Source organism: Curtobacterium sp. PhB136 (assembly GCF_004346855.1).
Taxonomy (GTDB): Bacteria; Actinomycetota; Actinomycetes; order Actinomycetales; family Microbacteriaceae; genus Curtobacterium.
The window spans coordinates 72,333-97,444 of the sequence record NZ_SMGH01000010.1 but is presented as its reverse complement, the minus strand read 5'-3'; the positions used below and the strand labels follow the sequence as shown (position 1 = coordinate 97,444).

25 protein-coding genes are annotated in these 25,112 nt (G+C 72.4%); 12 read left to right on the top strand and 13 right to left on the bottom strand.

The window, feature by feature from the left end; all coding sequences use genetic code 11:
* The first annotated feature begins 15 nt into the window (after positions 1-15).
* Complete coding sequence (locus EDF27_RS17435) at positions 16-660, top strand: TNT domain-containing protein (RefSeq protein WP_123702429.1); 645 nt, start codon at positions 16-18, stop codon at positions 658-660.
* Positions 661-876: 216 nt separating this feature from the next.
* Here EDF27_RS17435 and EDF27_RS17430 read toward each other — a convergent pair whose 3' ends face one another.
* The 4 genes from EDF27_RS17430 to EDF27_RS17415 all read right to left on the bottom strand — a co-directional run bounded on the left by EDF27_RS17430 (position 877) and on the right by EDF27_RS17415 (position 3,870).
* The gene (locus EDF27_RS17430) at positions 877-1,437 is read right to left on the bottom strand and encodes a DUF805 domain-containing protein (RefSeq protein WP_123656102.1); all 561 of its coding nucleotides are present in this window, start codon (positions 1,435-1,437) and stop codon (positions 877-879) included.
* A gap of 80 nt (positions 1,438-1,517) precedes the next feature.
* Positions 1,518-2,114 (bottom strand): DUF805 domain-containing protein, encoded by a 597-nt coding sequence (locus EDF27_RS17425; protein ID WP_123702427.1) that lies wholly within the window; start codon positions 2,112-2,114, stop codon positions 1,518-1,520.
* A 67-nt stretch (positions 2,115-2,181) separates the two neighbouring features.
* Positions 2,182-2,892, bottom strand: coding sequence for a DUF805 domain-containing protein (locus EDF27_RS17420; protein WP_132050234.1), 711 nt, complete (start codon positions 2,890-2,892; stop codon positions 2,182-2,184).
* Positions 2,893-2,937: 45 nt separating this feature from the next.
* Positions 2,938-3,870 carry an NADP-dependent oxidoreductase gene (locus EDF27_RS17415; RefSeq protein WP_132050232.1) on the bottom strand — a complete coding sequence of 311 codons (933 nt, stop codon included), beginning with the start codon at positions 3,868-3,870 and terminating at the stop codon, positions 2,938-2,940.
* A 273-nt stretch (positions 3,871-4,143) separates the two neighbouring features.
* On the opposite strand from EDF27_RS17415, the gene EDF27_RS17410 reads away from it, so the two are divergent.
* The gene (locus EDF27_RS17410) at positions 4,144-4,737 is read left to right on the top strand and encodes a TNT domain-containing protein (protein WP_123702422.1); all 594 of its coding nucleotides are present in this window, start codon (positions 4,144-4,146) and stop codon (positions 4,735-4,737) included.
* 57 nt (positions 4,738-4,794) lie between these two features.
* On the opposite strand, the gene EDF27_RS17405 is transcribed toward EDF27_RS17410, so the two are convergent.
* Genes EDF27_RS17405 through EDF27_RS17385 form a run of 5 tightly spaced genes read right to left on the bottom strand, consistent with a single transcriptional unit; the run spans position 4,795 to position 8,741 of the window.
* Complete coding sequence (locus tag EDF27_RS17405) at positions 4,795-5,328, bottom strand: hypothetical protein (RefSeq protein ID WP_123702420.1); 534 nt, start codon at positions 5,326-5,328, stop codon at positions 4,795-4,797.
* The gene (locus EDF27_RS17400) at positions 5,325-7,658 is read right to left on the bottom strand and encodes a TNT domain-containing protein (protein WP_132050230.1); all 2,334 of its coding nucleotides are present in this window, start codon (positions 7,656-7,658) and stop codon (positions 5,325-5,327) included. Before EDF27_RS17400 ends, EDF27_RS17405 begins: the two co-directional genes overlap by 4 nt.
* 19 nt (positions 7,659-7,677) lie before the next feature.
* On the bottom strand, positions 7,678-8,061 hold the full coding sequence (locus EDF27_RS17395; RefSeq protein ID WP_123656095.1) for a DUF6507 family protein: 384 nt from the start codon (positions 8,059-8,061) through the stop codon (positions 7,678-7,680).
* A gap of 2 nt (positions 8,062-8,063) precedes the next feature.
* The gene (locus tag EDF27_RS17390) at positions 8,064-8,384 is read right to left on the bottom strand and encodes a pore-forming ESAT-6 family protein (RefSeq protein WP_123656094.1); all 321 of its coding nucleotides are present in this window, start codon (positions 8,382-8,384) and stop codon (positions 8,064-8,066) included.
* A 21-nt stretch (positions 8,385-8,405) separates the two neighbouring features.
* On the bottom strand, positions 8,406-8,741 hold the full coding sequence (locus EDF27_RS17385; RefSeq protein ID WP_123656093.1) for a hypothetical protein: 336 nt from the start codon (positions 8,739-8,741) through the stop codon (positions 8,406-8,408).
* A 158-nt stretch (positions 8,742-8,899) separates the two neighbouring features.
* Between EDF27_RS17385 and EDF27_RS17380 the strand changes: the two genes are divergently transcribed.
* Genes EDF27_RS17380 through EDF27_RS17355 form a run of 8 tightly spaced genes read left to right on the top strand, consistent with a single transcriptional unit; the run spans position 8,900 to position 18,541 of the window.
* Positions 8,900-9,952 (top strand): FHA domain-containing protein, encoded by a 1,053-nt coding sequence (locus tag EDF27_RS17380; RefSeq protein WP_132050228.1) that lies wholly within the window; start codon positions 8,900-8,902, stop codon positions 9,950-9,952.
* On the top strand, positions 9,949-11,046 hold the full coding sequence (locus tag EDF27_RS17375) for a DUF6177 family protein (protein WP_132050226.1): 1,098 nt from the start codon (positions 9,949-9,951) through the stop codon (positions 11,044-11,046). The genes EDF27_RS17380 and EDF27_RS17375 overlap by 4 nt, the downstream gene beginning before the upstream one ends.
* Entirely contained in the window at positions 11,030-11,353 is a 324-nt protein-coding gene (locus tag EDF27_RS19860; protein ID WP_165931556.1) for a hypothetical protein, read from the top strand. The genes EDF27_RS17375 and EDF27_RS19860 overlap by 17 nt, the downstream gene beginning before the upstream one ends.
* Entirely contained in the window at positions 11,350-12,717 is a 1,368-nt protein-coding gene (locus EDF27_RS17370; RefSeq protein ID WP_165931555.1) for an EsaB/YukD family protein, read from the top strand. The genes EDF27_RS19860 and EDF27_RS17370 overlap by 4 nt, the downstream gene beginning before the upstream one ends.
* Positions 12,718-12,719: 2 nt before the next feature.
* Positions 12,720-13,658 carry a hypothetical protein gene (locus EDF27_RS20150; RefSeq protein ID WP_243698410.1) on the top strand — a complete coding sequence of 313 codons (939 nt, stop codon included), beginning with the start codon at positions 12,720-12,722 and terminating at the stop codon, positions 13,656-13,658.
* Positions 13,655-17,620 (top strand): type VII secretion protein EccCa, encoded by a 3,966-nt coding sequence (eccCa, locus tag EDF27_RS17365; protein WP_243698409.1) that lies wholly within the window; start codon positions 13,655-13,657, stop codon positions 17,618-17,620. Before EDF27_RS20150 ends, eccCa begins: the two co-directional genes overlap by 4 nt.
* Positions 17,610-17,954, top strand: coding sequence for a hypothetical protein (locus tag EDF27_RS17360; RefSeq protein ID WP_132050220.1), 345 nt, complete (start codon positions 17,610-17,612; stop codon positions 17,952-17,954). The genes eccCa and EDF27_RS17360 overlap by 11 nt, the downstream gene beginning before the upstream one ends.
* Positions 17,951-18,541: a hypothetical protein gene (locus EDF27_RS17355; protein ID WP_132050218.1), complete on the top strand. Its 591-nt coding sequence runs from the start codon at positions 17,951-17,953 to the stop codon at positions 18,539-18,541. The genes EDF27_RS17360 and EDF27_RS17355 overlap by 4 nt, the downstream gene beginning before the upstream one ends.
* Positions 18,542-18,704: 163 nt before the next feature.
* On the opposite strand, the gene EDF27_RS17350 is transcribed toward EDF27_RS17355, so the two are convergent.
* The 4 genes from EDF27_RS17350 to ptsP all read right to left on the bottom strand — a co-directional run bounded on the left by EDF27_RS17350 (position 18,705) and on the right by ptsP (position 23,651).
* Positions 18,705-19,871 (bottom strand): mannitol-1-phosphate 5-dehydrogenase, encoded by a 1,167-nt coding sequence (locus tag EDF27_RS17350; RefSeq protein WP_132050216.1) that lies wholly within the window; start codon positions 19,869-19,871, stop codon positions 18,705-18,707.
* On the bottom strand, positions 19,868-20,305 hold the full coding sequence (locus EDF27_RS17345; protein WP_123656084.1) for a PTS sugar transporter subunit IIA: 438 nt from the start codon (positions 20,303-20,305) through the stop codon (positions 19,868-19,870). Before EDF27_RS17345 ends, EDF27_RS17350 begins: the two co-directional genes overlap by 4 nt.
* 73 nt (positions 20,306-20,378) lie before the next feature.
* On the bottom strand, positions 20,379-21,932 hold the full coding sequence (locus EDF27_RS17340; RefSeq protein ID WP_165931554.1) for a PTS mannitol transporter subunit IICB: 1,554 nt from the start codon (positions 21,930-21,932) through the stop codon (positions 20,379-20,381).
* A 63-nt stretch (positions 21,933-21,995) separates the two neighbouring features.
* Positions 21,996-23,651: a phosphoenolpyruvate--protein phosphotransferase gene (ptsP, locus tag EDF27_RS17335; RefSeq protein ID WP_132050214.1), complete on the bottom strand. Its 1,656-nt coding sequence runs from the start codon at positions 23,649-23,651 to the stop codon at positions 21,996-21,998.
* Between the two features lie 287 nt (positions 23,652-23,938).
* Here ptsP and EDF27_RS17330 point away from each other — a divergent pair, with 287 nt between their 5' ends.
* Together EDF27_RS17330 and EDF27_RS17325 are read left to right on the top strand one after the other, a co-directional pair.
* Entirely contained in the window at positions 23,939-24,709 is a 771-nt protein-coding gene (locus EDF27_RS17330; RefSeq protein ID WP_123656082.1) for a DeoR/GlpR family DNA-binding transcription regulator, read from the top strand.
* 67 nt (positions 24,710-24,776) lie between these two features.
* Positions 24,777-25,049, top strand: coding sequence for an HPr family phosphocarrier protein (locus EDF27_RS17325; protein ID WP_123656081.1), 273 nt, complete (start codon positions 24,777-24,779; stop codon positions 25,047-25,049).
* Positions 25,050-25,112 lie beyond the last annotated feature (63 nt).

Below are 25,112 nucleotides of genomic sequence, written 5' to 3'. Positions count from 1 at the left end.
ACTAGGCTCCCGCTCATGACGTTCGCGGACACGCGCCCCATCCTCGACCAGCTCGGCTACACGATCCGGTACGTGCAGCTCCCCGGAGAGACCCTGCACGAGCCGCCAGTGGAAGGTGCGCTCCGCATCGTCCCCGCCGACGCCCCGGACACCTTCGCGCTCGAGGTCGTCGACTACGGCACGGCCCGTCGTCTCGCGACCGCGCGCGGGGAAGCCGACGCCGTCGAGATGCTCCGCCGCTTCCTGAACCGGCCGTTCCCGGCGCCGCGGGACATCCAGCGGTACGAGCTCGACGGGCTCCGCGAGCGCGCCGCCTCGACGTACCCGCAGCTCGCACAGCAGGTCGCGCAGGCCGGCCCCGACGGACTGACGATCCAGATCCCGGCCGGTGTCCCGGTGGACCGCATCGGTGGCCCGGACGGCTACCTGCTGCACCCGCTCGACACCCCGATGCCGTCGCGCTCGCTCCCGCCGCACGTCGCCGCTGCACCCGAGGTGCACCGCTACGTCGTCGACCGCCCGTTCCTCGTGACGGTGCGGTTCGTGCAGCCGTGGTTCGACCAGCCCGGTGGTGCGCTGCGGTTCCAGATCGCCGACCCCTCGCTCACGGTGCGCGACCTGGTCGTCGACGGCGCCCTGGTCCGCGTCCGCGCGGTCTGACGCTCCCCGCGCAGGCGCCGCCCGCGCCCGCGCCCGCGCGCCCCGCGCGCCCCGCGCGCCCCGCGCGCCCGCGCGCCCCGCGCGACCCGCGCGCCCGCGCGCCCGCACGCCCGCACGATTCGTGCGAAGGAAGTCGAAACGCGCGTCGGCAGTCGAAAGTTCCGACTGCCGACGCGCGTTCTCGCTTCCCATCGCGCGCGTTGTGGGTGCTTCCGCTCAGCCGCGGCCGGGCTGGTCGAAGCGCTGCCCCTCCGGCTTCGGCGGCAGGAGCGAGAAGACGAGCAGGATGATCCCGCCGACACCGGGGACGAACCCGAGGAACCAGAACGGCCCCGCGAGGTTCGCGTCGTGCAGCCGCCGCCAGTACAGGGCGATGCCCGGCACCAGGACCGCCAGACCCCAGATCGCGAAGAGGATCGCGGCGATGATGTACAGCGCCGACGGTCGGTCGATCACCGTCGAGACGCTGTACCCGGTCGAGACCGTCGTGCGGTCGGAGGTCGCGATGCCGATCCCCAGCAGGATCCCGAGCACGATGTAGACGATGGCGTTCGCGAGCGCCCACCACCAGAACTCACTGCGGCTGGCACGCCCGTCGAACCGGGCGTACTTCTTGAAGAAGCGTCGGACGGCGTTGCCGAACGAGATCCCGTACCACGGTGCCCAGAGCGGCGGCTCGCCTCCGGGCCCGGTCGGCGCAGGCGCGCCGTACTGTGGCGTGTGCCCCGGTTCGGGCTGCTGCCCGTACGGGTTCTGGGACGGATACTGATCGCTCACGGTGACCCCCTGCTCGTCGACGGATACTCCTTGCAGAGTCAATCAGAACGGGGTCGCGGTGGACCGCTCGAGTCTTCCGGCTACCCGAGGTCCGGTCGGTCGTAGCGCTGGCCCTGCTGGTTCGAGGGCATCAGCGACAGGATCACGCACGCGATCCACCCGAGCACCGGGATGATGAGCAGCAGGGCGAGCAGGCCGCTGTAGTTCGCGTCGTGGAGCCGGCGCACCAGGAGCGCGATCCAGCCGACCAGCGTCGCGAGGGCCCAGGCTCCGGTGAACAGCCCGTCGAACAGGCCGTCGTCGCCGACGTTGCCCGTGCCCGCGATGCCGTCGAACGCGCCGCCGACGATGCCGAGCGCAGCGTTGCCGATGACCCACCACAGGGACCAGAACCAGAACTCGCTGCGGCTCGCGCGTCCGTCGAAGCGGACGTACTTCTTCCAGAACCGGACGAAGGCCTTCGGGAACGCGATGCCGTACCAGGGCGCCCAGAGCGGCGGTTCACCCTGCGGCGGACGCGGCTGCTGCCCGTACGGGTTCTGCGCGTACGGGTTCTGGCCGTTCGGCTGCCCGTACGGGTTCTGGCCGTTCGGCTGCCCGTACGGGTTCTGTCCGTTCGGCTGCCCGGACGGGTTCTGTCCGCCGTACTGGTTCGGTCCGCCGTACTGGTCGCTCACGGGGAAGCCCTTCGTCGATCACCTGATGAGACGCACAGAGTCAACCACACCCCTGCCGCCCCGATCGTCATCCCTGCGGACGATCGAACCGCTGCCCGTTCGGGTTCGGCGCCAGCATCGCCATCACCCAGAGCACGATCCAGCCGAGGGTGTTCACGAAGAAGAACGCGAAGAACCCGCTGAGGTTCACGTCGTGCAGCCGACGGACCATCAGCGCGATGTTGCCGACCGCCGTGCCGAGGAACCAGGCTGCCCAGAGCCAGATCGGGATGAGCCACCAGATCGAATCCGTGTCGAGCTGACTGGTCGTCCGGCCGTACACGTCGGTACTCATCTCGCGGGTGCCCGTCGTCGTGACGATGACCGCCACCGCGGCACCGAGGATCGCGGCGATGATCGCGTTCGTCAGGAACCACCACCAGAACTCGCTGCGGCTGGCACGCCCGTCGAAGCGGCCGTACTTCCGGAAGAACCGGCCGATCGCGTCGCCGATGCCCGCGCCGTACCAGGGTGCCCAGAGCGGCGGGACGCCGGCCTCGTCGAGCGGGATCGGACGCGGCGGCTGCCACCCGGGCTGCTGCTGCCACCCGGGGCCCTGCTGCCACGCGGGCGCCTGCTGCTGCTGCGGCCACCCCGGCGCCTGCGTGCCGCCCGGCGCCTGCTGCCCACCCGGCGCCTGCTGCGCCCAGCCCTGCTGCCCGGACCACTGCGGCTGCGGCGGCTGCTGCCCGTTCGGCCGGCCGTTGCCCCAGCCCTGGTTGGTCCCGTCGTCGCTCATCAGCGCCTCCCCCGATCGTCGGCGTCCAGTCTGGCAGGTCGGAGGTCAGGGGATGAGCGCGAGCTTCCCGCCGGGGTGTCCGGACTCCAGGAGCTCGGCGGCATCGCGGGCGTCCGCGAGCGGGAACGTCCGGGCGACCGGCACCTCGAGCTGCCCCGCCGCCGCCAGGTCGATCAGCCGCTGCCGCACCGAGTCGCGGAACGCCTTGCTCTCCGGCTGCACTCCCCCGACGGCGGCGAAGCCGTCGGCCGCGGCCCGGCCCGGCGCGGCGATCGTGACGATCCGGTCGCGGTCCGCCACGAGTGCCAACGAGACGTCGACCGCCTCGTCCGTGCCGACGGCGTCGATGGCCACGTCGATGCCGTGGGGTGCGAGATCACGGAGACGAGCCTCCAGTCCGTCGCCGTAGGCGATCCACTCGCCCCCGTACCGGCGGACGGTGTCCGCACCACGTTCCGAAGCCGTGCCGATCACGCGCGCGCCCAGCGGGCGCAGCTGCTGCAGGACACTCACGCCGACCGCGCCGGATGCGCCGTGCAGGAGCACGGTGTCCCGTCCGGAGGCTCGGGTCACCCGGATCACGTCAGCTGCGGTCGTGCCTGCCAGCAGCAGGTTCGCCGCCTCCGGGAAGCCGAGGGAGGCCGGCTTGGCGAACACGTCGGCGGCAGGCACCGTGAGTTCCTCGGTCCAGCCGCCGGAGACGCGGAACGCGAGGACCTCGTCGCCGACGGCTCCGCCGCCGGACGCGATCTGTGTGTCCGGGCCGATCGCCGAGATGACCCCGGCGACCTCGTAGCCGATCGGCATCGGGTACGCGTCGGCCTGCGCTGCCCGAGTGTGCTTCGTGTCGGCGGGGTTCATCCCGGCAGCTCGGACCGCGATCGTGACCTCGCCCGGGCCGGGCGGACGGACGTCGGTGTCGATGTACTCGAGGACCTCGCTGCCGCCGGGACGCGGCGCAACCCACTGCTTCGTCATGGACCGGATGGTAGTCCCGCTCACCGCCAGTCCCACGAGAACTTCCAGCCGAGGGCCGCGAGCGCCTCCGGATCGAGTTCGGGATGCCGCTCCCGCATCTGCGCGACGAACACGTCCCTGCCGCGAAGGAGTGCGGTGTCCGGCCGAAGCGCTGAGGGTTGGGCACTCGCCGTCAGCAACGACCGCGACCAGGCTGGCCACCGATAGCCTGGAAGCGTGACCTTCGCTTCGCTTCGAGCCGATCTCGATCGGTCCGGATTCTCCACACAATTCGTGTCGCTTCCGGGCGACGAGCGTCCGCTCCCGCCGCTCGAGGGGGCTCTCCGGGTCCAGCCGGTCGAAACCGGTTTCGAGCTCCAGAGCGTCGACTACGGACAAGCCCGGACGATCGGTCACGCGTCCGACGAGCTCGGCGCCGCCGAACTCGTGCGGGCGTTCCTCAGGCGTCCCGTTCCTGCTCCGCGCATCTTCGAGCGGGACGAGTTCGACCGCCTCGTGAGCAATTCGGAGCGGTACCTGCCAGAGCTCACGGACCGGATCCGCTCGTCCGGTGGACGCGTCCTGATCCAGATCCCCCCGATGATCCCCGTCGACCGGATCGGTGGTCCGGACGGTTGGCTGCTCAATCCGTTCGGTGCCTCGTTCGAGTCGAGGTCGTTGCCACCGACCGCGCTCTCGGCTCCGTCGACGGTCCACCAGTTCGTCACCGAACGTGACGTCCTCGTCGGGGCACAGCTCACGCTGCCCTGGTTCGGCCAGCCCGGCGGTGCGATCCGGTTCACCATCGCAGACGAGGGCGCCACCATCCGTGATCTCCTGGTCGATGGCTCCCTCCGGAAGATCCAGATCGGCTCAGACCGGAACTGACGTCGAAGCCGAGCGGACGCTCGGGCGGCCGGACCGGGCCGGTCGGCCGGATCCGGTTCAGGCGGACAGCGAGGCGGCAGCGAACGCGCCGCGGGAGTCCTCGTCGAGGGCACACGGTTCGATCCGGTCGATCGGTACGCGCGCGACGGTTGCGAACTGCACCGCTCGGGCCATGGGGAGCGCCCCACCGAACCGAGCGCGGTGTTCTTCCCCGCGGACAGTCCAGCGCACGAGCACGGTGCGCCCCTCGGGCACCGCGGTGAACCCCGCCGGGAGTTCGCGCTCCCGGTTCAACAACCAGTCCCCGAGCCCGAGCCCCGATCGGGCCCGGAGCGCCTCGGCTGCAACCGTCACGATCCACCGTTCCGCATCGGAGACGTCGTTGAAGACCGTGCCCGTGTCGCGGCCGGCGCCACGGTCGCCTCTCCACTCGACCACGCCGTCAGGAGTGAGGGTGTACCGGTCGAGCGTCTCGAGGTCACCGAACTCGACCCGGTCGGGCTCGACCTGGACTCGATCGAATTCGGCTCGCGACAGGACGTCGCGCATGAGATCGAGTTCCGAGAACTCGACGAGGGCAGATTCGGTCACAGGAGGATCTTCAGTCGCTTGAGTTCGGAGACGGAGACGAACGTCGGCGGGTCCCCGGGCGTGAAGAAGCGGACCTGGAGGCCGCCTCCCGGGTGTCCGAACGCCGGTGCGATCTCGCTGACCTCGATCTTCAGACCATGGCCCTCGAACGCAGCAGCGTCGAAGTCGAACTTCGAGTACGCGTCGCTGAGGTTCGACGGTGGCAGCGCACGTTCTTCGAACGAGTTCCCGGGGAACGACAGGAAGTCGCCGGAGTCCTTGCCGAGGCGATCGAGCTGTGATCCGTACTGCTGCACGAACGCGTCCGGATCGGTCCAGTCGACACGGTGGCCCGCGACGGCACCGCCGTTGCCCGGGTACTCCGGAGCGTAGGAGTTCCAGTCGTCGTTCCAGTCGACGTAGCGGTCCTCCCAGTCCTCTCGCGTGAGGTAGTTGCCGTCGGCGTCCTTGCCGTAGAGGCCGTTCGGGTTGCCCCAGTCGTCGACGAGTGCGCGGACGTCGTCGCTCATCCCTGCACCGGTGTAGGTCGGGTCGTCCGGCGCCCGGTACTTCGAGCCGAGATCATCGAGGTGCAGGTGCGGATCGCCGTAGTCCGCCCGCTCCGGGTTGCCGCGGACCGACTCGTCGCGCTCCCAGCCGGGACCGCTCGCGTCGTCGGAGAACACCGGGTCGGTCGACCGGTCGTAGTGGTGCGCGGGAGGAGCCGTGGGGTCGCCGTGGGCGCCCGTGCCGTCGCCCGTGCCGTCGCCCGTGCCGTCGCCCGTGCCGGGATCGTGGTCCTGTCCCGTTCCACTGTCCGCGTCCGAGCCGTGCCCGGCGCCGCCGTCGGCATCGGAACCGTGTCCAGTGCCAGCACCGTCGCCATCGGCCCCGTGACCGCTGCCACCGCCGTGCTCGGCATCCGTCCCGTGCCCGGAACCACCACTGCTGCCGGAGTCACCCCCGTGCCCACCGGACGAGCCCGATCCGGACCCGGACCCGGAGTCCGACCCGCCGCCGTGCTCGGTCGCGGTCCCCGACTCCCCGTGCCCACCGGCACCCACGAGCTCCGGCTCCCGCACCGGCGGGGCCTCGACCGTGGACCCACCGTTGTGGGCGTTCACCGGCGCCTCGACGCTCGGCTCCGACCGCACCGGCGGCACCTCAGCGTCGCTGCCGTGGTGCCCGTGCAGGAAGTCCCCGAGTCCGGTCTTGAAGTCCGCGATCTTGCCCGTGAAGCCGGACATGTCGCCGAGCCCGGACGACACCAGGCCCTTGAGGTCGCCGAGCTTCGGCAGCACCGACGTGAGCCCCTTCGACGCCCAGGCGCCCGCGTCGACGAGGTCCAGGAACTTGCCCGCCTTGCCGACGGTGCCGGCGACTTCGCCCACCTTGCCGAGCGCACCGACCTTGCCGACCTCGCCCGCGACGGGGATGAGCAGGGAGCCGATGCCCCACACGGCCTGTCCCGCAGCGCGGCCCGGGTCGTCCGCCCAGGCGTCCCACCCGACGGTGGCCTTGCCGAGGCCCTTCCAGGCGTCACCGGCGTTGCCCCAGCTCCACGAGTTGTCCGCGGCGCTGTAGCCGATGAGCGAGCCCATGCCCTTCCAGGCGCTGGTGAGGGTGTCGAGGTGCCACCCGGTGCCGTCGATGCCGACGAGCTGTCCGAGGCCCTGGACCGTGCCCCAGATCCCGTCGACGACGACGCCCTGCAGCAGGTGCGGGACGAAGTACAGCGTCTTCTCGCCGCAGCTCTCCTTCCGGGCCTCGGCGGTCCCCCACGGCAGCTCCGTGCCCATCGGGAGTTCCTTGTACCCGTAGCCGAGCTTGTCGTCCGGGTCGTTGCCCGTCATCGCGTGCAGCGCGGCCAGGCCGGAGAGTCCGCGGATCGTGTTCGCGCAGGTGCGCTCAGCCGCCTGGTAGGCGACGACCTGGTTCGCGACGCCGTTGATGATGTCGTTGTTCTCGCCGTTGAGGGTCTCGTCCTCGTCCCAGGCGCCGTCGTGCCGCTTGACGTCGGCGTGCAGCTGGTTGCCCCGCGTGACGTAGGTCTTGAGCTTCGCGACGATCGGGGTGACCTCGGTCACGAAGTCGTCGAGGGCCTTCGCCACGGTGTCCAGGTCGTCGCCGAACGCGGTGCCCTGCGGCACGATCGGGTTCATCGCGTCGAAGAGCTGCTGGTCAGCCGGCCCCTCGTACGACTGCGAGATCGGCGTCCACGCACTGTGGATGTCGGCCGTGCCGTCGCGCACCGCCGACGCGACGGTCCGCAGGTTCCCGGCTCCCGCCGTGATCCCGGAGAGGTCGACGTCGGTGTACGGGATCTCCCCGACCTTGACGAGTCCGCTCATCGCGCTGTGGTTCCCCCTGCTAGTTCGCGCCCGGAGCGCCGTCGAACGCGGAGAAGTCCCCGTTCGACGCCGCGGACACGGCGTTCGACTGCGTCGTGGCCGCCATGGCCTCGTCGCCCTCGTTGATGGCGGCGGTCGCCCCGGAAGCCCCGAGGAGCGATGCGCGCACCCGGTTCTGGATGCCGGTGAGCGTGGCCTTGCGGTGCTCGAAGAACCCCGCGATGGCCTCGCCGATCACCTGCGACTGCGCGGCTGTCGCCGCCGCCTGCACGACCGTGTCGACGCCCTTGACCGATCCGTCCTCGGAGCCGCCGAGCGCAGTCGACATCGTCGTCGTCCGGTCGGCGACCGCGGTGAGGACACGCTCGACCCCCGCGGGGTCGACCCGCCATCCGTTCGCCATCGTCAGCCGATGTTGCCGACGGCGGACTTCGCCTTGCTGATCGCCGACTGCGCCGACTCGTCGTTCGACTGCAGCGAGCTGCGGAGCGTCGCGATGATCGACTTGACCTCGTTCGCGACGGAGTTCCAGCGCTGTTCCTTCGCGTGGTACTCGTCCGAGACGCCGTCGGCCTGGTAGTCGGCCATCGCGGCCTTCACGTCGCTGTCGCGCTGGGCGATCAGCGACTCGAGCTGCGACGCGACCGCGTTGAAGTTGTCCTGGGCGTTCTGCGATGCGGCGACGTCGTAGTCACGACGGTCTGCCTGGTTGCCACCGTTGCTCATGATCTGTTTCCCCTCGTGAGATCAGGCGCGGCCGCTGAAGCGGGCCGCGTCGAAGTTGGCACTGCCCTCGGCCGACGTCGTCGACTGGGCCATGTCCTGGTCGCCTTCCTGGAAGGAACGGTCCATGCCGGACACACCCTGCAGGACGCTCGCGAGCGCGCCGTTCAGCTCGTTCGCGATCGAGTCGGTCTGCCCCTTGAAGCGGTCGAAGGCGGCGCGACCGGCACCGTTGAACCGGCCCTGGAGCGGCTCGGCGGAATCCGCGAGCCGGTGCACGAGCGTGCCCAGGTCGCCGGATGCGTTGGACGTCTGCTTGGTCAGGTTGGTGAGCACCTGAGCCCCCATCGCGAACTTCATCGCATGCCTCTTTCTGTCGTTCCCCACCCCCGGTCCGGGGGACGCCGGATGCAACGCAGCCTAGACCAACACCGGGCGTGTTGCACCCGACACCGTTCTCGATCCCGGAGGTCGCCGGTCTCTGCCATGATCGGACGAGCCGATGGGAGGTGGGGGCGATGTCGACGATCGTGGTGGAGACCGTGGTACCGGTCCTCACGTGCGGCCGGTGCGGGGCGGCGACGACGCACGGGCAGCGGTTCTGCACGGACTGCGGCGTGCTGATCGGCCGGACCGTCGGGTCGGTCGAGTTCGACCCGTTCCGCGGTGTGGTCCCCGCGTCCGCCGGCGCGGTCGCGGCGGCGCGCGGCCTCGACGTGCTCGTCTGCCTGATCGCGGCGGCGCTCGGCGCCGGCCTCTTCCTCCTCGCCCACACGGCGGTCCCCCGCTCGGACGCGGTCGGCACCTCGATCGCCGGAGCCGTCCTCGGATTCGTCGTGACGGCCGTCGCGGTGGTGATCCGAGCCTCCAGGACGGGTCGTGGACCCGGCGGACTCGTGATGGCGACCCGCGTCGTCGACGGTGACGACGCGCTCGCATGCGGCCCGGCTGCCGCCGTCGGACGGCTGCGCGGTCGGCACCGACCCCGTGGCGGGGGCCCGTGGGCCCGCGCCACGGGCACCGTCACCGCGTCGCTCCGTGCGGGTCGCGACCCGCTGTCGCCGGCCCTCGACCAGCTCGGCATGACGTACGGGGCAGCGGCGGCTGCGGGGGTCCGGCCCCACACGCCCACCCCGACGGGAGGACCGGTGCCGGTCGGTCTCGACGCCACGCGTCTCGCGGGCGGTCCCGTCCCGTCCGTGCCCACCTCCGGCGTCGACGCCGACCCCGTCCCGCTGGACGCCACCGTGCTCACCTTCGACACCGGTGCCGTGCACTGGTTCCGCACGACCTGCGTCGTCGGCCGGAACCCCGAGGCAGAAGCGGGCGTGACGACGATCGCGGTGCCCGACCTGTCCCGCACGCTCTCGAAGACCCACACCGCGCTCGTGCAGGAGAACGGTGTCGTCCGCATCCGTGACCTGGCGTCCACCAACGGCACCACCGTCGTGCACACGGACGGCTCGTTCGACGACCTCGTCCCCGGAGCGGACGTCGTGCTGGAACCCGGCGCGACCGTCCGGATCGGTGACCACGCGTTCCGGCTCGACCGGGTCGGTGGTGCCGCATGAGCCGGTCACGCGGGCACGACCCGGACGCGCACCTGGTCGCGAAGCACCCCCTCGCCGACTCGGTCGGGGACGGCTCGGTGCGCATCGAGAGCCGCGCGGCGATCGTGCACCTCGGCGTCGGGCGGCTCGACCTGCTCGGCCGGGCGGCGGCCGAGGGCGCTCGCCCGATCCTCGTCACCGACGGGCTCTCCCGGCTCACCGAACCGTTCCGGCAGTACCTCGTCGACACCGGCGGTGCCTGGGTGGTGCGCGGGCAGGACGGGCTGCGCAACGGCCTCGACGGTCGGCGGCTCGACGCCTTCACCGACGCCGTCGTCCTCGGACCGCCGACGTCGGTCGACGACGTCGCCGTGCCGTACCTCCGGCCGGAACCGGCGGACGCGGAACAGCTCGTCGTCTCGGTGTCCGTGCGGCACCGTGCGGCAGCGGAGACGATCCTCGGCAGCACGGCCGAGCTCGTCGCGACGGAGCTCGCCGGCGCAGCGCCCACCGGCTGGGGCACGCACGAACCGGCCGGTCGACCGTGGAGCCGGCACGACCTGACCGCGGCGGCGCGCGACCGGATGCCGACCTCGACGCGCTTCGTCGTGATCGGCCCCGGCTCGGCGTCGACGGTGACCGCGCAGCGCACCGACCACGGGGTCGAGGAGCTGACGACCGGGCTGGTGTCCGCGGGGCCGATCGGCGACCCCGTGACCGCGATGCGGATCGCCGCGGTGCCGCAGGTGCTCGGGCGCCTCGCGGCGACGCAGCTCCCGCTGTTCGCACTCGTGATGCGGCGCCCCGGACGCTCCGACCTGCTGCAGTCCCCCGTCCTGCAGGCGCCGCCGGCTCCGGTCGCGATGCTCCTCGGCGCGCCGGCCGTCCGCGACCTCGGCCTCGACCCCGCTGCGATGGCGGAGCGCTTCGGCGCCGTCGTCGCCGGACGCCCGCGGATCCCGGCGCTCGTGCTGCCGTTCGGCCGGCGCTCCGACCGCGACCCGGTGCGCGAGCTGGCCGACGTGCTCGACGACATCGGGTTCAGCCGGGTGGCGGACGCGACCGAGATGGACCAGACGACACGAGAGCGGGTGCACCGTGCCACGGAACAGTGACGCCGTCCTGCTGGAGAGCGTCGCGACCCACCGTCGGCGGCTCCGGCAGGCCTTCGTGCTCGGGCGGCTCGCGGACCGCCGGCAGGTCAACGACAACGTCCGGCGGTTCATCGGCAGCGTCGTGCTCGCCGCGGTGGTGGGGGTCGGGTGCCTCGGGTACTCCTTCGTGACCACCGCCCTCGCGAAGCAGGCCGCGCAGCAGGCGACGACGAGCGGCATCGTCAGCTCGACCGCCCCGTCGACGTCGACCAGCACCGGCTCGACCAGCACCGACCCGACCAGCACCGACGCCCCGGAGGCACCGTGACCGACTTCACCCGAGTGACCGTGGTCGGGGCCGCTCGCCGTGCCGACGTCGTCGTCGCGTCCGACGAGCCCTTCGCGGGGCTGCTCCCCCGGTTCGTCGACATCCTCGACGAGCCGGTGGCGGACAGCGCGCACCCGGTCACCCTGGTGCGCATCACCGGCGAGGAACTCTCGCTCGGCGCCGGCGCATCCGACCAGTCGGTGGCCGACGGTGAGGTCCTGCACCTGGTCCGTCGCGCCGACGCACCGCCGCCACCCGAGGTGAGCGACGTCACCGACGTGGTCGCGGAGTCGCTCGGTCGCCGGGACGACACCTGGGGCGACGCCGCACGGCAGTCCGTCGCCGCGGCCGCCGTCGGCACGGCATCGAGTCTCCTGGGGTCGCTGGCGGTCATCGCGCTGAGCGCGCGGTGGGTGCTGCGTGCCGCACAGGACCAGGTCCCGTCGCCCGTCGTCCTGCCCGCGGTCGTCCTCGGTGCCGCGCTCGTGCTCGCGCTCGCGGCCGTCGTCGCCGGGCGTGCCGGTGCCCGGTGGACGGGGATCGTCCTGACGGCTGCCTCCGCGGGCATGGCGCTGCCCGTCGGCCTCGCCGGTGCGCCGCTGATGGCCCGCGCCGCCGACAGCGCGGCGATGCTCGCGGCGTTCGTGGTCATCTGGGCGTGGATCGCGCTCGGCATCGGCCTCGGGATCGGACAGCGGATGCGCACCGTCGGGCTCGCCGCGGTCGTCGGCGTGGTCCTCCCCGCCGTCGGTGTCCTCACGTGGCTCACCCCGGCCGTGCCCGCGGCCGGCTGGGGCGTCGTCGCCGTGGCCTCCCTCGTCGCCTGCGGCCTGCTGCCGTCCGCCGCGATGTCCTCCGCCGGGCTCACCGGGCTCGACGACCAGGTCGGCGCCGGCGGGCTCGTCGGTCGCCCGCGCGTCGTCTCCGCGCTCGACGACGCCTACCGCTCGCTCGACTGGGTGACCGCCGCCGTCGCCGCACCGCTCGCGATGGCGGGTGCCGCACTCCTCGGCGCCGAGGACCCGTGGGCGATCGCGCTCGGTGTCGTCACGGTCGTCGTGACCGCGCTCCGCACCCGGGCGTTCCCGCTCGCGCTGCAGGGTGTGCTGCTGTGGTCCGCGGTCACCGTCGCCGCGGTCGTGGGGCTCCTCGACCACGCGACGGCGTCCCCGACGATCGTCGTGCTGGTGCTCGCGGGGCTGGCCGTCGTGGCCGCGCTCCTCGCCGGCATCCGGCCCGCCGCACACCAGCGCGCACGGCTCCGCTCCATCGGCAACGCGCTCGAGACGATCGCCGTCGTGGTGGCGCTCCCGCTGCTGCTCGGGACCTTCGGGCTGTTCGCCGCACTCCTGGAGACGTTCTGAGCATGGTCGACCTCCGCGACGCCGGCCCCGCACTCGTCCGGGCGTTCTTCGGCAGCACCGCCGGGGGCGCCCGCGAACTCGACGACGCGCACCGGGCCATCCGGCAGGGCGTGCCCACCAGCCGCCGGATCGCGTTCACCTCGCTCGCCGGCGGGACGGGGTGCTCGGCGACCGCGGCCGCCGTCGCCACGGTGCTCGCGCGGCGGCGTCCCGGGCGGGTGCTCGGGGTCGACGGCGCCGCCGGCAACCGGTCGCTCGCCCGGTACGCGGGGACACCGCTCGAGGGCGCGACGCCGCCGTCTGCGCTCCGGGCCGGGGCCCGTGCGTCGTGGGAGGCCACCGACGGGCTGGCGCTCGCGCCGTCCGGACTGCACGTGCTGCGGGTCGGCGGCGTGGGGCCGGGTCACGGAGCCTTCCCCGACCGGGCGGCCTCGACCGAGCGCGGGGCCTTCCCCGACCGGGCAGCCACGCCCGAGCGCGGGGCCTTCCCCGACCGGGCAGCTTCGCCCGACGAGTGGGCCGACGCCGTCGACCCGATCGCCCGGTTCTTCGACGTCGTCGTCGGTGACTGGGGCCGACGGTCGCCGTTCGTCGACCTCGGCGCCGTGGCCGAGGACGCACACGTCGTCGCACTCGTCTGCGCCGCCGACCGTGCCGCGATCGAGGCCGCGGTGTCCCACGCAGACGCCGTCCGCGCCCACGCCACGGGGACCGAGGTCGTCGTCGTCCCGGTCGACGTCACCGGCGAGGGACAGCGCGCCGCCCGCACCGCGGAGACATGGGACCACGTCCGTGTGCTCCCCGTGCCGCACGACCCGGCCGTGACCGACCCGCGCCGGGTCCGGTCCGCCGCGCTCCGCACCGGTCTCGTCCACCTGACGGCCGCACTCGTCGACGCGGCCGTCGACGCCACCCGACGCCCGACGGGAGCACCCCGGTGAACCGCATCGTCCACCGCCCGGCGCGGATCACGACGCCGCTCGTCCGCCCCGACGCCGAACAGCTCGCGCCGCCGCCCCAGCTCCCCGAGGGTCCGAGCGGCGGGCTACCGCTGCAGTCCCTGTTGCCGGTGGTCGGCGCGGTGTCGTCCGTCGTCATGATGGTCGTGCTCCGCGGGAACAACCCGGTGCTCATGGTCGTCGCAGCACTGGTCTTCGTCGTGGCGCTCGTCGGCGGGCTCGGCATGGCGTTCACCCAGCGCGGGAACGCCGTGCGCAACCGTCGCACCCAGCGCGAGCGCTACCTGGACTACCTCGAAGAGCTGCGGAGCGACCTCCGGGACCGCGCCCGCGAGGTCCGTGAACGCGCCGAGCACGTCGACCCCGCGCCGGAGACCCTCACCCGCCTGGTGCGGGACCCCGCCCGGCTCTGGGAACGCCGACGGCAGCACGGGGACTTCCTGCGTGCCCGGGTCGGCACCGGCGACGTGCGGTGGCTCGACCTCACCGTGCCCGCCGACCAGAACCCCGTGCAGCCGCTCGACCCGCTGATGCTCGTCGAGCTCGAGCAGGTCGCCGAGCACTACGGCACCGTCCGCGCGATGCCGGTGTCGGTCGCGCTCGACGACGCCGGGGACGTCTCGGTCGTGGGCGACCGGGCCGCCGTGCTCGACGTCGCCCGCGCCCTCGCCGCCCAGCTGGCCGCGATGCACTCCCCCGACGACCTCCAGCTCGCCGCCGCGTTCCCCGCGGACCGCGACGAGGACTGGGCGTGGTTCGACCTCTTGCCGCACACCCGGATGGACCGCACCTTCGACGGCCCGCTGCACGCGCGCCGCGTCGCTCCGGACGTCACGGCGCTCGCCCGGGTGCTCGGCGCCGAGCTCGGCGAACGGGCCCGGACCGCCGCGATGTGGCGCCGCTCCGGCGAGTCCGCCAAGCGGAGCGACATGCCGCGCCTGGTCGTCTTCGCCGACGAGCACGGTGACGTCGCGGTCCCGCTGCCCCTGCCGGAGGGCGAGTCCCGCCCGGAGGACCTCCGGACCACCGTCGTGCACCTGGTGTCCGACCGCCTGCACGAACCCTCCGACGTGCGGGTGCGCATCACCGCGACGAGCACCGAGGACGGTCGGACCGACCTGCACGTGGTCGACGCCCGCGACGTCGCCGAGGGCGAGCCCGCACCGGTGCAGTCCGCCGTGTGCGACCGCGTCGAGCCCACGGTGATGACCGCCGTCGCACGCGGGCTCGCACCGCTCCGGCTGTCCGCCGACGCCGAGGAGCGGACCGAGTCCTCGGCCGCCATCGGCATCGCCGAGCTCATCGGCACCGACGACGTCACCGCGCTCGACACCGCCAGGACCTGGCGTCCGCGGGCGCCGCGCGACTTCCTGCGGGTGCCGATCGGCGTCGACGACTTCGGTGCGCCGCTCCTGCTCGACCTCAAGGAGTCGGCGCAGCTCGGCATGGGACCGCACGGCATCTGCATCGGCGCGACCGGCTCCGGCAAGAGCGAGATGCTCCGGACGCTCGTCCTCGGGCTCGCGGTCTCGCACCCGCCCGAGGACCTCACGATGATCCTCGTCGACTACAAGGGCGGCGCGGCGTTCGCCCCGTTCGCCCGGTTGCCGCACGTCGCCGGGCTCATCGACAACCTCGCCGACGACCCGCAGCTGACCCGGCGCGCACGCTCGAGCATCGCGGGCGAGGTCCGTCGCCGTCAGGAGCTCCTCCGTGACGCCGGGTCGTCGCCGTCGATCACGCACTACCGCGAGCTGCGCACGCGCCGCCCGGAGCTGCCGCCGATGCCGCACCTGGTGCTCGTCATCGACGAGTTCGGCGAACTGCTCACGGCGGAGCCCGACTTCGTCGACCTGCTCCTCACCATCGGCCGCATCGGGCGCTCGATCGGCATCCACCTGCTGCTCTCCAGCCAGCGCATCGAGGCCGGCAAGCTCCGCGGGCTCGACACCTACCTGTCCTACCGGCTCGGCCTCCGCACGTTCTCCGAGGCGGAGAGCCAGGTCGTGCTCGACACCGGCGACGCGTTCCACCTGCCGGCGGTCCCCGGGTACGGCTACCTCAAGGTCGACACCAGCGTCTACACGCGCTTCCGCGCCGGCTACGTGTCGGGTCCCGTGGAGGACGCCGCGCCGTCGCCGAACGACGTCGAGACGACGCCGGAGCCGTTCGAGCTGCCGGTCTACAACACGCTCACGGTCGAGGACGACTCACCGGCCGAGGCCGCCCTGGACTCCCCCGACGTCGGTCGCAGCGTCGTCGACGAAGCGGTCGAGCGCCTCGGTGAGGGCGAGGGCAGCACCACGCCCGTGTGGCTCCCGCCGCTGCCGACCCGGCTGGCGCTCGGCGCCGTGCTCGACGCCAACGCGCCCGCGGACACGACCGGCCTCCGGCTCCCCCTCGGGCTGCTCGACGACCCGGTCCGGCAGCGGCAGGCGGCCTGGCAGGTCGACCTGACGCTCGGCGGTGGGCACGCCGCCGTGATCGGGGCGCCGGGTTCCGGTCGGACCACGTTCCTCCGGACCGTCGCGACGTCGATCGCCCTGACGAAGACCCCGCGGCAGGTGAGCGTCTACGGCATGGACCTCGCCGGCGGTGGGCTCTCCCGCATCGAGGGCTTCCCCCACGTCGGTGGCGTCGCGACCCGGTCGGACCGCAACCGGCTGCTGCGGCTCATCGAGGAACTGCAGGCGATGATCCGGCAGCGCGAGACCGTGTTCCGCGTGCACGGGATCGACTCGCTGCCGATGCTCCGTGCACGCCACGCCGAGGGTCGCGTCCCCGAGCTCGGCTCCGCGGACGTCGTCCTGCTCGTCGACGGCTTCTCCGCGATGCGCACCGAGTTCGAGGAGCTCGAGGACGCCTTCGGGGACCTCCTGCAGCGCGGCGGCAGCTTCGGCATCCACGTCGTCGTCGCGCTCACCCGCTGGAACGAGCTGCGGCTCGCCGTCCAGCCGCTCATCGGGCAGCGGTTCGAGCTGCGGCTGAACGACCCCGCCGACTCGACGATCGCCCGTGCGGCGGCGGCGACGCTCAAGGCCGGCGAGCCGGGCCGTGCGCTCACCGGCGACGAGCTGTTCGCCCAGATCGCGCTCCCGCTCCTCGACGACGTGGACGACGACGACATCGGGGACGAGCTCGACGCCCTCGCCCGCCGTGCCGCCGCGTCGTGGGAGGGCCCGGCCGCAGCGCCGATCCGGCTGCTCCCCGAGTCGTTCGACCCCGCCGAACTGCCCGATCCGCTGGACACCCCGGACACCGTGCCGTTCGCGCTGCGGCAGGACACGATGGGCATCGTCGCGTTCGACCCGGCGCTCGACCAGCACCTGCTCGTGTTCGGCGACACCGCCAGCGGCAAGACGGCGCTCCTCCGTGGTCTCGCCGCGGGGTTCATGGACCGCGCGACACCGGACGAACTCGTCCTGGCGTTCATGGACGTGCGCGGCGGCGCTGCGGCCGGGACCCCGGACGAGTACCTCGGCGGCCACGCCGCGAACGGCCGGGACGCCCGGGCCCTCGCGACCGCGATCGCCGGCGAGCTCGAGGCCCGCGCGGCCGGCACCACCACGGGCCCACGTCCCCGGATCGTCGTGCTCGTGGACGACTACGACATCGTCGCGTCCGCGGGCACCGACCCGCTCTCCCCGCTGCTGCCCTACCTGCCCTCGGCCCGGGACCTCGGGCTGCACGTGGTGCTCACCCGCCCGGTGGCCGGCGCCGCACGTGCGATGTACGACACCGTCCTGCAGTCCGTCCGGGACGCCGGCGCGACGGGGCTCGTGATGAGCGGCGAACGCTCGGAGGGCCAGATCTACCCGAAGGTGTACGCCGAGCAGTTCCCCGCCGGCCGCGGCCGTCTGGTCCGCCGTGGCACCGCGCCGCGCATCATCCAGGTGGCGCACTTCCCGACGGCCGACCAGAGAGGCGGCACCGATGCCCCGTGACCTCGTGATCGTCTCGCACGCGGCACCCGACCTGGCGGCGTTCGTCGTGGCCGGTGCCGACATCGCCCCCGACCTGCGACTGCGCACCCTCGACGGCGCCGCTGTGACCGAGATCGTCGACCGGTCCGGCACCGCCGTGCTGAGCATCGCGCTCCCGGAGCTGCTCGAGGCTCCAGGCGAACCCGCCCGGCTCCTCCCCGCGACCACCGACGACCCGGTGTGGTGGACCGAAGCGTGGGCGCCGTGGGGCCCCGCCGGCGACGTCGGTGTCCGGGTGGCACGCGCCTTCGCCGACGCGATCGGCGGCCGCTGCGTCGTGGAGGACGGCTCGTGAGCGACCTGCCCCCGACCTCCGCGCCGCTGCCCCCGATGCCCGGCTCCCGGCGCGCCGCAGCGGCCCGGTCGCGCACGATGATCATCACCGGTGCCGCCGGCGGGGTCGGCACCACCACGGTCGCGGCGCTCCTCGTCGACGCGATCGGTGGTCGGATCGGCGCCGTGGTGCAGGCGAGCGACCACGCCACCGGCGACCTCGCGGCACGGATCGCGACGCTCGACCAGGCGACGTCGCGGCACGGCGTCCACGACATCGGGGTGCACCCCGCCGCGGCAGCCGCACTCGCCGCACCGTCCGAGAACGCGGTCGTCGTGGTGATGGCCGCCACGCCGGACGGCATCGAGACCGGCCTCGAGGCACTCGCCGCCGCGGGGTCACCGGCGTCGCAGCCCGTGGCCGTCGTCGTCGACCGTGCTCCCCGTGCCGCCGGCGTCGACGACCGGGTCCTCCGCGACGCCGGTGCGTCCGTCGTGGTCCTGCGTCGCGACGAGCACCTCGCGCGCCCGGGCCGGGTGTCCGCGCAGCGGCTCGCCCCGGCCACGACGGCGGCGGTCCGCGACCTCCTGACGCTCCTGGGCTGGTAGCGCCGGCAGCGTGCGCGAGACGCCGCAGCCTGTGTGAGACGCCGCCGATGACCGCGGCGTCTCGCGTGGCGAGCGGCGTCTCGCGGCGGTGGACGCCACCACCACGACGGACGGGAGGCCCGGTGCCAGCTGGCACCGGGCCTCCCGTCCGGAGGGGTGGACGCTACGAGCGCGCGGAACGCACCCGCTCGGCGAACGCCGCGTGCAGCGGGTGCTCCGCACCCAGACCGGTGATCTCGGTCACGACGTCCGCGTCGGACTTGTCGGAGCCGAGCAGCGCCTGCAGCTCGACGCTCTGCTCGTCGTCCGCGACGTCGAAGCGGAGCGCCGCGCCCATCGCGTCGAGGAGCGCGATCGGCTCGGTGCCGTCCTCGGCGAGGGCGGCAGCGGGCGAGACGAAGCGCTCGTCGCGGGAGAGCTTGCGGAGCGGCTGCCGGCCGACGCGCGTGACGGTGTCCGGGAGGTGCACGTTCTCGAACCGGGCGATGATCGCCTGGACGTAGGCGCGGTGCACCTCGGGGTCGAGCTCGTGCCGACGGATCAGCAGGTCGCTCGTCTCGGCGAGCACGGACTCGAGCTCGGACCGGACCGCGGGGATCGCGATGGCGTCGGAGATCTTCTCCGCCCCGGCGACGAAGCCGTGGTACGCGACGGTGGCGTGCCCGGTGTTCACCGTGAAGAGCTTGCGCTCGATGGACGCGGCGAGCCCGTCGACGTAGTGCGCGCCGGGGAGTTCCGGCTCGGTCCCGCCGAACGGGGTGCGGTCGATCGCCCACTCGAAGTAGGTCTCGACGGTGACGTCGAGGCCGGCGCCCTCGGGCTGGGCCGGGACGATGCGGTCAACGGCGGTGTTCGCGAACACGGCCTTGGCGAGCGCGGCGTCACGGACGTCGGCGGGCAGCGCGTCGACGATGAACTCGCGGAGGCGGTCCGTCGCGTTCAACGCGTTCTCGCACGCCATCACGGCGATCGGGGCCGCGTCGGCGTCGCGCTGCTGGAGCGCTGCGGCGATCACCGGGGCGATGAACTTCAGGACGTTCGGTCCGACGGCGCACGTGACGATGTCGGCGGCGGCGATCTCGGCGACGACGGCGGGCTCGTCCTGCGCGCTGTTCAACGCGCGGAAGTTCGAGACCACGTGGTCCTGCGCGCCGGCACCGACCTCGTGCACGGTGTAGGAGTCGGCAGCGGCCAGCGCGTCGATGAGGGGCGCCGCGACGTCCGCGAACACGACCTCGTAGCCCGCCTCGTGCAGGAGCAGTCCGACGAAGCCGCGGCCGATGTTCCCGGCGCCGAAGTGGACGGCGGTGCGCTGGTCGGTGGAGGTCACTCGTTGACCTCGCCGAGGATCGCCAGGATCGCGGCGGTGTCGGGGGCGTCGGTGAGCTTCTGGACCTCGTCCTCATCGGAGAACACGATCGCGATCTTCGAGAGGATGTCGAGGTGCTCGTTGTTCACGCCGGCGATGCCGACGACGAAACGGACCTCGTTGCCGTCCCAGTCGATCGGGGACGCGTACCGGATGAACGACAGCGCCGAGGACTTGATCGCGTCCTTCGCGTCGTTCGTGCCGTGCGGGATGGCGAGGAAGTTGCCCATGTACGTCGAGACGCTCTTCTCACGCTCGAGCATCGCCGGGTAGTACTCGCCGGTGACCGCGCCTGCTGCCTCGAGGATCTCGGCGGCCTCCTTCATCGCCTCCGACTTGGTCGGCGCGGTGTCCTCGGTGTGGATCCGGATCTGGCTCTCCTGCAGGACGGGCATCGGTGTTCTCCTTGGTTCGTGGACGTGGTGGAGGGGGCGGGCCTTCGCCCGCCCCCTCCGATACTGCACTTCGTTACTGGTTCTTGAGCTGGTCGACGACCTGGTCGTACTGCGGCGCGTTCATGAAGTTGCCGACCGACACGTGCTGTGCGTTCGGGTTCTTCTGCTTGGCGCGGTCCGTCAGTTCTTCCTGCGTGATGATGAGGTCCTCGTCACCCGACAGGTTCGCGATGGCCTTGTTGACGACGGTGACGCCCTCGATGCCGGCCTTCTTGATCTTGTTGCGGAGGACGCTCGCACCCATGGCGCTCGAGCCCATGCCCGCGTCGCAGGCGAACACGACGTTCTCCACGCGGGTCGTCGTCGCGGTGCCGGCGCCGACACCGCCCAGGGCGGCCTCGGACTCCTGCTCGTTGGCGGGGCTGTTGTTGCCGAACAGACCGGCGGTCGCGGCGTTGGCGTCGCGGCCCTTGGTGGCCTGCATCTTGTCGAACGCGGCGGTCATGTCGCCACCACCGGTCGCCAGGTCGCGCTTGCGGGTCGCGATGAGGAAGAAGGACGCCACCGCGAAGGAGACGGCCGCCGAGAAGATCACGGACAGGATGACGCCGACGAAGCTGTCCTTCGCCGTCGCACCGAGCACCGCGAAGATCGAACCGGGAGAAGCCGGGGCGACGAGGCCGGAGTGGAACGCGACGTTCGTCGCGACACCGGTCGCACCACCGAGGATGACGGCGATGAAGAGGATCGGCTTCTGCAGCACGTACGGGAAGTAGATCTCGTGGATGCCGCCGAGGAACTGGATGATGATCGCGCCGGGAGCGGTCGAGCGGGCGATGCCGACACCGAAGAAGGTGAAGGCGAGGAGGATGCCGAGACCCGGGCCGGGGTTCGCCTCGAGCAGGAACAGGATCGACTTGCCGGACTCCTGGACCTGCTGCGCACCGAGCTGGTCGAGCACGCCGTGGTTGATCGCGTTGTTGAGGAAGAAGACCTTCGCCGGCTCGATGATGACGCTGGCGAGGGGCAGGAGCGAGTGCTGCACGAGGAAGTTCACCGCGTCGCCGAGGCCCTCGGCGATGAGCTTGAACAGCGGCGCGAGCCAGAAGAACCCGATCATCGCGAGCACGAAGCCGAGGATGCCGGCCGCGTAGTTGTTCACGAGCATCTCGAAGCCGGGCTTGATCTTGCCGTCCCAGATGCGGTCGATCTGCTTGATGAGGTACGCGCCGAGCGGCCCGCAGATCATCGCGCCGAGGATCATCGTGGTGCCCGAGGCGCCGATGATGACGCCCATGGTCATGATCGACCCGACGACGGCGCCGCGGGTCTCGTAGACCATCCGGCCACCCTGGATCGCGATCGCGAGCGGGATGAGGTAGGTCAGGATCGGGCCGACGAGGCCGACGTTCGCGACGCCGCCCGTCTCACCGAAGCCGCCGAGGATGCCGACAGGCGTCCACCCGGTCTCGATGAAGAAGGCGGTGATGATGCCCCACGCGATGAAGATCGCGATGTTGGGCATGACCATGCCGGAGAGGAACGTGCCGAACTTCTGAACGGCGACGCGTGCGCCACCCCGCGACTTGGCGGGGGCGTCGGGCGCTGCAACGGACGACGTTGTCATGTGCGGTGACTTTCTGTGTGGTGGTGCTGCTGCGTGGAGGGGACGGGTTGTGGAGCAGGGGGCCTAGGCGGCGTGCGCGGCCGCGGCGGCGGACTTGGCGGCCGCCGCCGTGGACGCGGCGAGTGCCGCCCGTGCCATCTCGCGGGCTTCGTCGAGGGTGTGCTTGCCGAGTTCGGCACGCACGTCGGCGAGGGCCGCGGGGGTCATGGAGAGGGTGGTGGCGCCGAGGCCGACGAGCACGACCGCGAGGAGCGGGTCGGCCGCGGCCTCACCGCAGATCCCGACGGGCTTGCCGGCGTCGGCACCGGCGCTGCCGAGCTGCGCGACGAGGCGCAGGACGGCCGGGTGCCACGGGTCCTGGTAGGACGCGACGGTGCCGAGCATGCGGTCGGCGGCCATCGTGTACTGGGTCAGGTCGTTCGTGCCGATGGACACGAAGTCGGCGGACTGGAACACCTGCTCGGCCATCAGTGCGAGGGAGGGGACCTCGGCCATCACGCCGGCGGTCCGGATCCCGAGCTCCCGCGCGAGGTCGACGAAGTACTCGGTCTCCTCGGCGTCGGCGACCATCGGGGCCATCACCCAGAGGTCCGCCTCGGTCTCGGCGTCCGCCCGGGCGAGCGCCGTGAGCTGGTCGCGGAGCACCTCGGGGTGGTTCCGCAGGGCGCGGAGTCCGCGGCGACCGAGCGCCGGGTTCTCCTCGTCCTTGTCGGTGAGGAAGGGCAGCGGCTTGTCGGCACCGGCGTCGAGCGCGCGGACGACGACCTTCTTGCCCGGGAACGCGGCGAGGAGCTGCCGGTAGGACTCCTGCTGCTCGTCCACCGTCGGGGCCTTCGGGGAGTCGAGGAAGAGGAACTCGGTGCGGAAGAGCCCCACGCCCTCCGCACCGAGAGCGACGGCGCCGCCGGCGTCGGCCGGGCTGCCGAGGTTCGCCAGGAGCGGCACGACGTGACCGTCCGCGAGGGCACCGGCGGTGAGCGGTGCGGCGGCTGCGGCGAGGCGGTCGGCGATGCGCTGTTCGACGTCCGCGACGAGCGATGCGGACGGGTCGGTGACGACGGTGCCCGCTGCGGCGTCCACCACGACGGCGACGCCGTCGGTGAGGTCGTCGGCACCGGTGACACCGACGATCGCGGTGATGCCCTTGGCACGGGCGAGGATCGCGGTGTGCGAGGTCGGGCCGCCGTCACGGGTGACGAGGGCGAGGACCTTGTCGAGGTCGAGGAGTGCGGTGTCGGCCGGCGCGAGGTCGCGGGCGACGAGCACGAAGGGGGTGTCCGACTCGGGGACGCCGGGTGCGTGGACGCCGCGGAGCTTCGCGATGATGCGCTGGGCGACGTCGTCGAGGTCCGCCGCGCGCTCCCCCATGTAGCCGCCCATCGAGACGAGCAGGTCGCGGAACTGGGCGAACGCTTCGTACACGGCACGCTCGGCGTTGGTGCCGCCGTCGATGCGTGCGTGCACGTCGTCGAGGAGCGTCGGGTCCTGCGCCATCAGCGCCTGCGCTTCGAGCACGGCCTGGGCGTCACCGCCGGCGAGCTGTCCGCGCTTGTTGAGGTCCTCTGCCACCGCGGCGAGCGCGGCGTGCACCGCCTGCTTCGCGTCGTCCGCCGAGCCTTCGAGCGCCGCGGTCGACGGTTCGCCGAGCGGGTCCGCCATCCGGAGCACGGGGCCGTGGGCGACGCCGCGGCCGACGCCGGTTCCGAGCAGTTCGGACATTCGAGACTCCTTCATCTCACGCGCGCTTGCGGTGGGGTGGTTCGGTTCGGTGCAGATGCGACACGAAACGGACCACGTCCGTGCGGCTGAGCAGCACACTACATCGATCCGCGTTGACAAACAAACACATCCGGGGATAAAAATGCACGAACGGATGCCCGTTTTCGTCTGACCGGCCCCCACTTCGGGCGTCGACCGACCGGTTCTCCTCCGTCCATGTCCGTTCGGTTCCGAGTACACCTGCGGACAGCACCCCACACGACACCCCTCCGAGACACCGAGGTCCGATGTACGCACCAGAGCGCCACCAGCGCATCGTCGAGCAGGCGCGCGCCGCCGGCCGGGTCGACGTCAAGGACCTCGCCGAGCTCCTCGAGGTCACCCCGGAGACGATCCGCCGCGACCTCACCTCGCTCGAGCGTCGCGGACTCGTCCGTCGCGCCCACGGCGGCGCCATCCCGGTCGAGCGGATCACGCTGCACCCGGGCGTCGGCGACCGCGGCGGGATCAACCAGGCCGAGAAGATGGTGATCGCCGAGGCCGCGCTCGAGGAACTGCCGGAGAACGGCTCGATCATGATCGACGCCGGCACGTCCACGATCTGCCTCGCCGAGATGCTCCCGCCGGACCGTGGCCTCACCGTGGTCACCCACTCGCTCCCGGTCGCGATGGCCGTCGCGAACCGCCCGGGCATCGACCTGCACCTGCTCGGCGGCAACATCCGGAGCGACTCGCTCGCCGGCGTCGGCACGTGGACGCACCAGCTGATCGGCATGGTCAGCGTCGACGTCGCCTTCATCAGCATCAACGGCATCACGCCCGAGCGCGGCCTGACGACGCACAACATGGCCGAGGCCGCCGTGAAGTCCGCGATGATCAAGGCCGCGCGCCGGAGCATCCTGCTCGCCGACCACACGAAGTTCGGCCGCGAGGAGTTCGGCCGCGTCGCACCGCTCGCCGCGATCGACACGATCATCACCGATCCGGCGGTCAACCTGGACCTCGTCCGCGAGGTCGAAGCGGCCGGCACCGAGGTCTTCTGGCCCGGCCGACCCTGACCGTCCCGGTCCCCGTGACCACCCGCTCGCTACCATGAGCCAACCACCCCATCGAAGGAGTTCATCGATGTCCGAAGCCACCCGCACCGTCACCGTCGCCAGCGGATCCGGTCTGCACGCCCGTCCGGCGTCGCTGTTCGTCCAGACCGTCACCGCGTCCGGCCACCAGGTCACGATCGCCAAGGGCGACAAGTCGGCGAACGCCGGCAGCATCCTCGGGCTCCTCGGCCTGGGCGTCGAGAACGGCGACGAGGTGACGCTGACCGTCTCCGGCGACGACGCCGAGACCACGGCGGACAGCCTGGTCGACTTCCTGAAGACGGACCACGACGCGGCCTGAGCGCACCGGTCGCGACCACGACGCGGCCTGAGCGCACCGGTCGCGACCACGACGCGGCCTGAG

Coding starts and splice junctions, on each gene's coding strand:
- EDF27_RS17325 (WP_123656081.1), top strand. CDS start 24,777: ATGTCCGAAGCCACCCGCACCGTCACCGTCGCCAGCGGATCCGGTCTG.
- EDF27_RS17340 (WP_165931554.1), bottom strand. CDS start 21,932: ATGACAACGTCGTCCGTTGCAGCGCCCGACGCCCCCGCCAAGTCGCGG.
- EDF27_RS17380 (WP_132050228.1), top strand. CDS start 8,900: ATGTCGACGATCGTGGTGGAGACCGTGGTACCGGTCCTCACGTGCGGC.
- EDF27_RS17395 (WP_123656095.1), bottom strand. CDS start 8,061: ATGGCGAACGGATGGCGGGTCGACCCCGCGGGGGTCGAGCGTGTCCTC.
- EDF27_RS17390 (WP_123656094.1), bottom strand. CDS start 8,384: ATGAGCAACGGTGGCAACCAGGCAGACCGTCGTGACTACGACGTCGCC.
- EDF27_RS17385 (WP_123656093.1), bottom strand. CDS start 8,741: ATGAAGTTCGCGATGGGGGCTCAGGTGCTCACCAACCTGACCAAGCAG.
- EDF27_RS17415 (WP_132050232.1), bottom strand. CDS start 3,870: ATGACGAAGCAGTGGGTTGCGCCGCGTCCCGGCGGCAGCGAGGTCCTC.
- EDF27_RS17375 (WP_132050226.1), top strand. CDS start 9,949: ATGAGCCGGTCACGCGGGCACGACCCGGACGCGCACCTGGTCGCGAAG.
- EDF27_RS17400 (WP_132050230.1), bottom strand. CDS start 7,658: ATGAGCGGACTCGTCAAGGTCGGGGAGATCCCGTACACCGACGTCGAC.
- EDF27_RS17330 (WP_123656082.1), top strand. CDS start 23,939: ATGTACGCACCAGAGCGCCACCAGCGCATCGTCGAGCAGGCGCGCGCC.
- ptsP (WP_132050214.1), bottom strand. CDS start 23,651: ATGTCCGAACTGCTCGGAACCGGCGTCGGCCGCGGCGTCGCCCACGGC.
- EDF27_RS20150 (WP_243698410.1), top strand. CDS start 12,720: ATGGTCGACCTCCGCGACGCCGGCCCCGCACTCGTCCGGGCGTTCTTC.
- EDF27_RS17360 (WP_132050220.1), top strand. CDS start 17,610: ATGCCCCGTGACCTCGTGATCGTCTCGCACGCGGCACCCGACCTGGCG.
- EDF27_RS17345 (WP_123656084.1), bottom strand. CDS start 20,305: ATGCCCGTCCTGCAGGAGAGCCAGATCCGGATCCACACCGAGGACACC.
- EDF27_RS17435 (WP_123702429.1), top strand. CDS start 16: ATGACGTTCGCGGACACGCGCCCCATCCTCGACCAGCTCGGCTACACG.
- EDF27_RS17420 (WP_132050234.1), bottom strand. CDS start 2,892: ATGAGCGACGACGGGACCAACCAGGGCTGGGGCAACGGCCGGCCGAAC.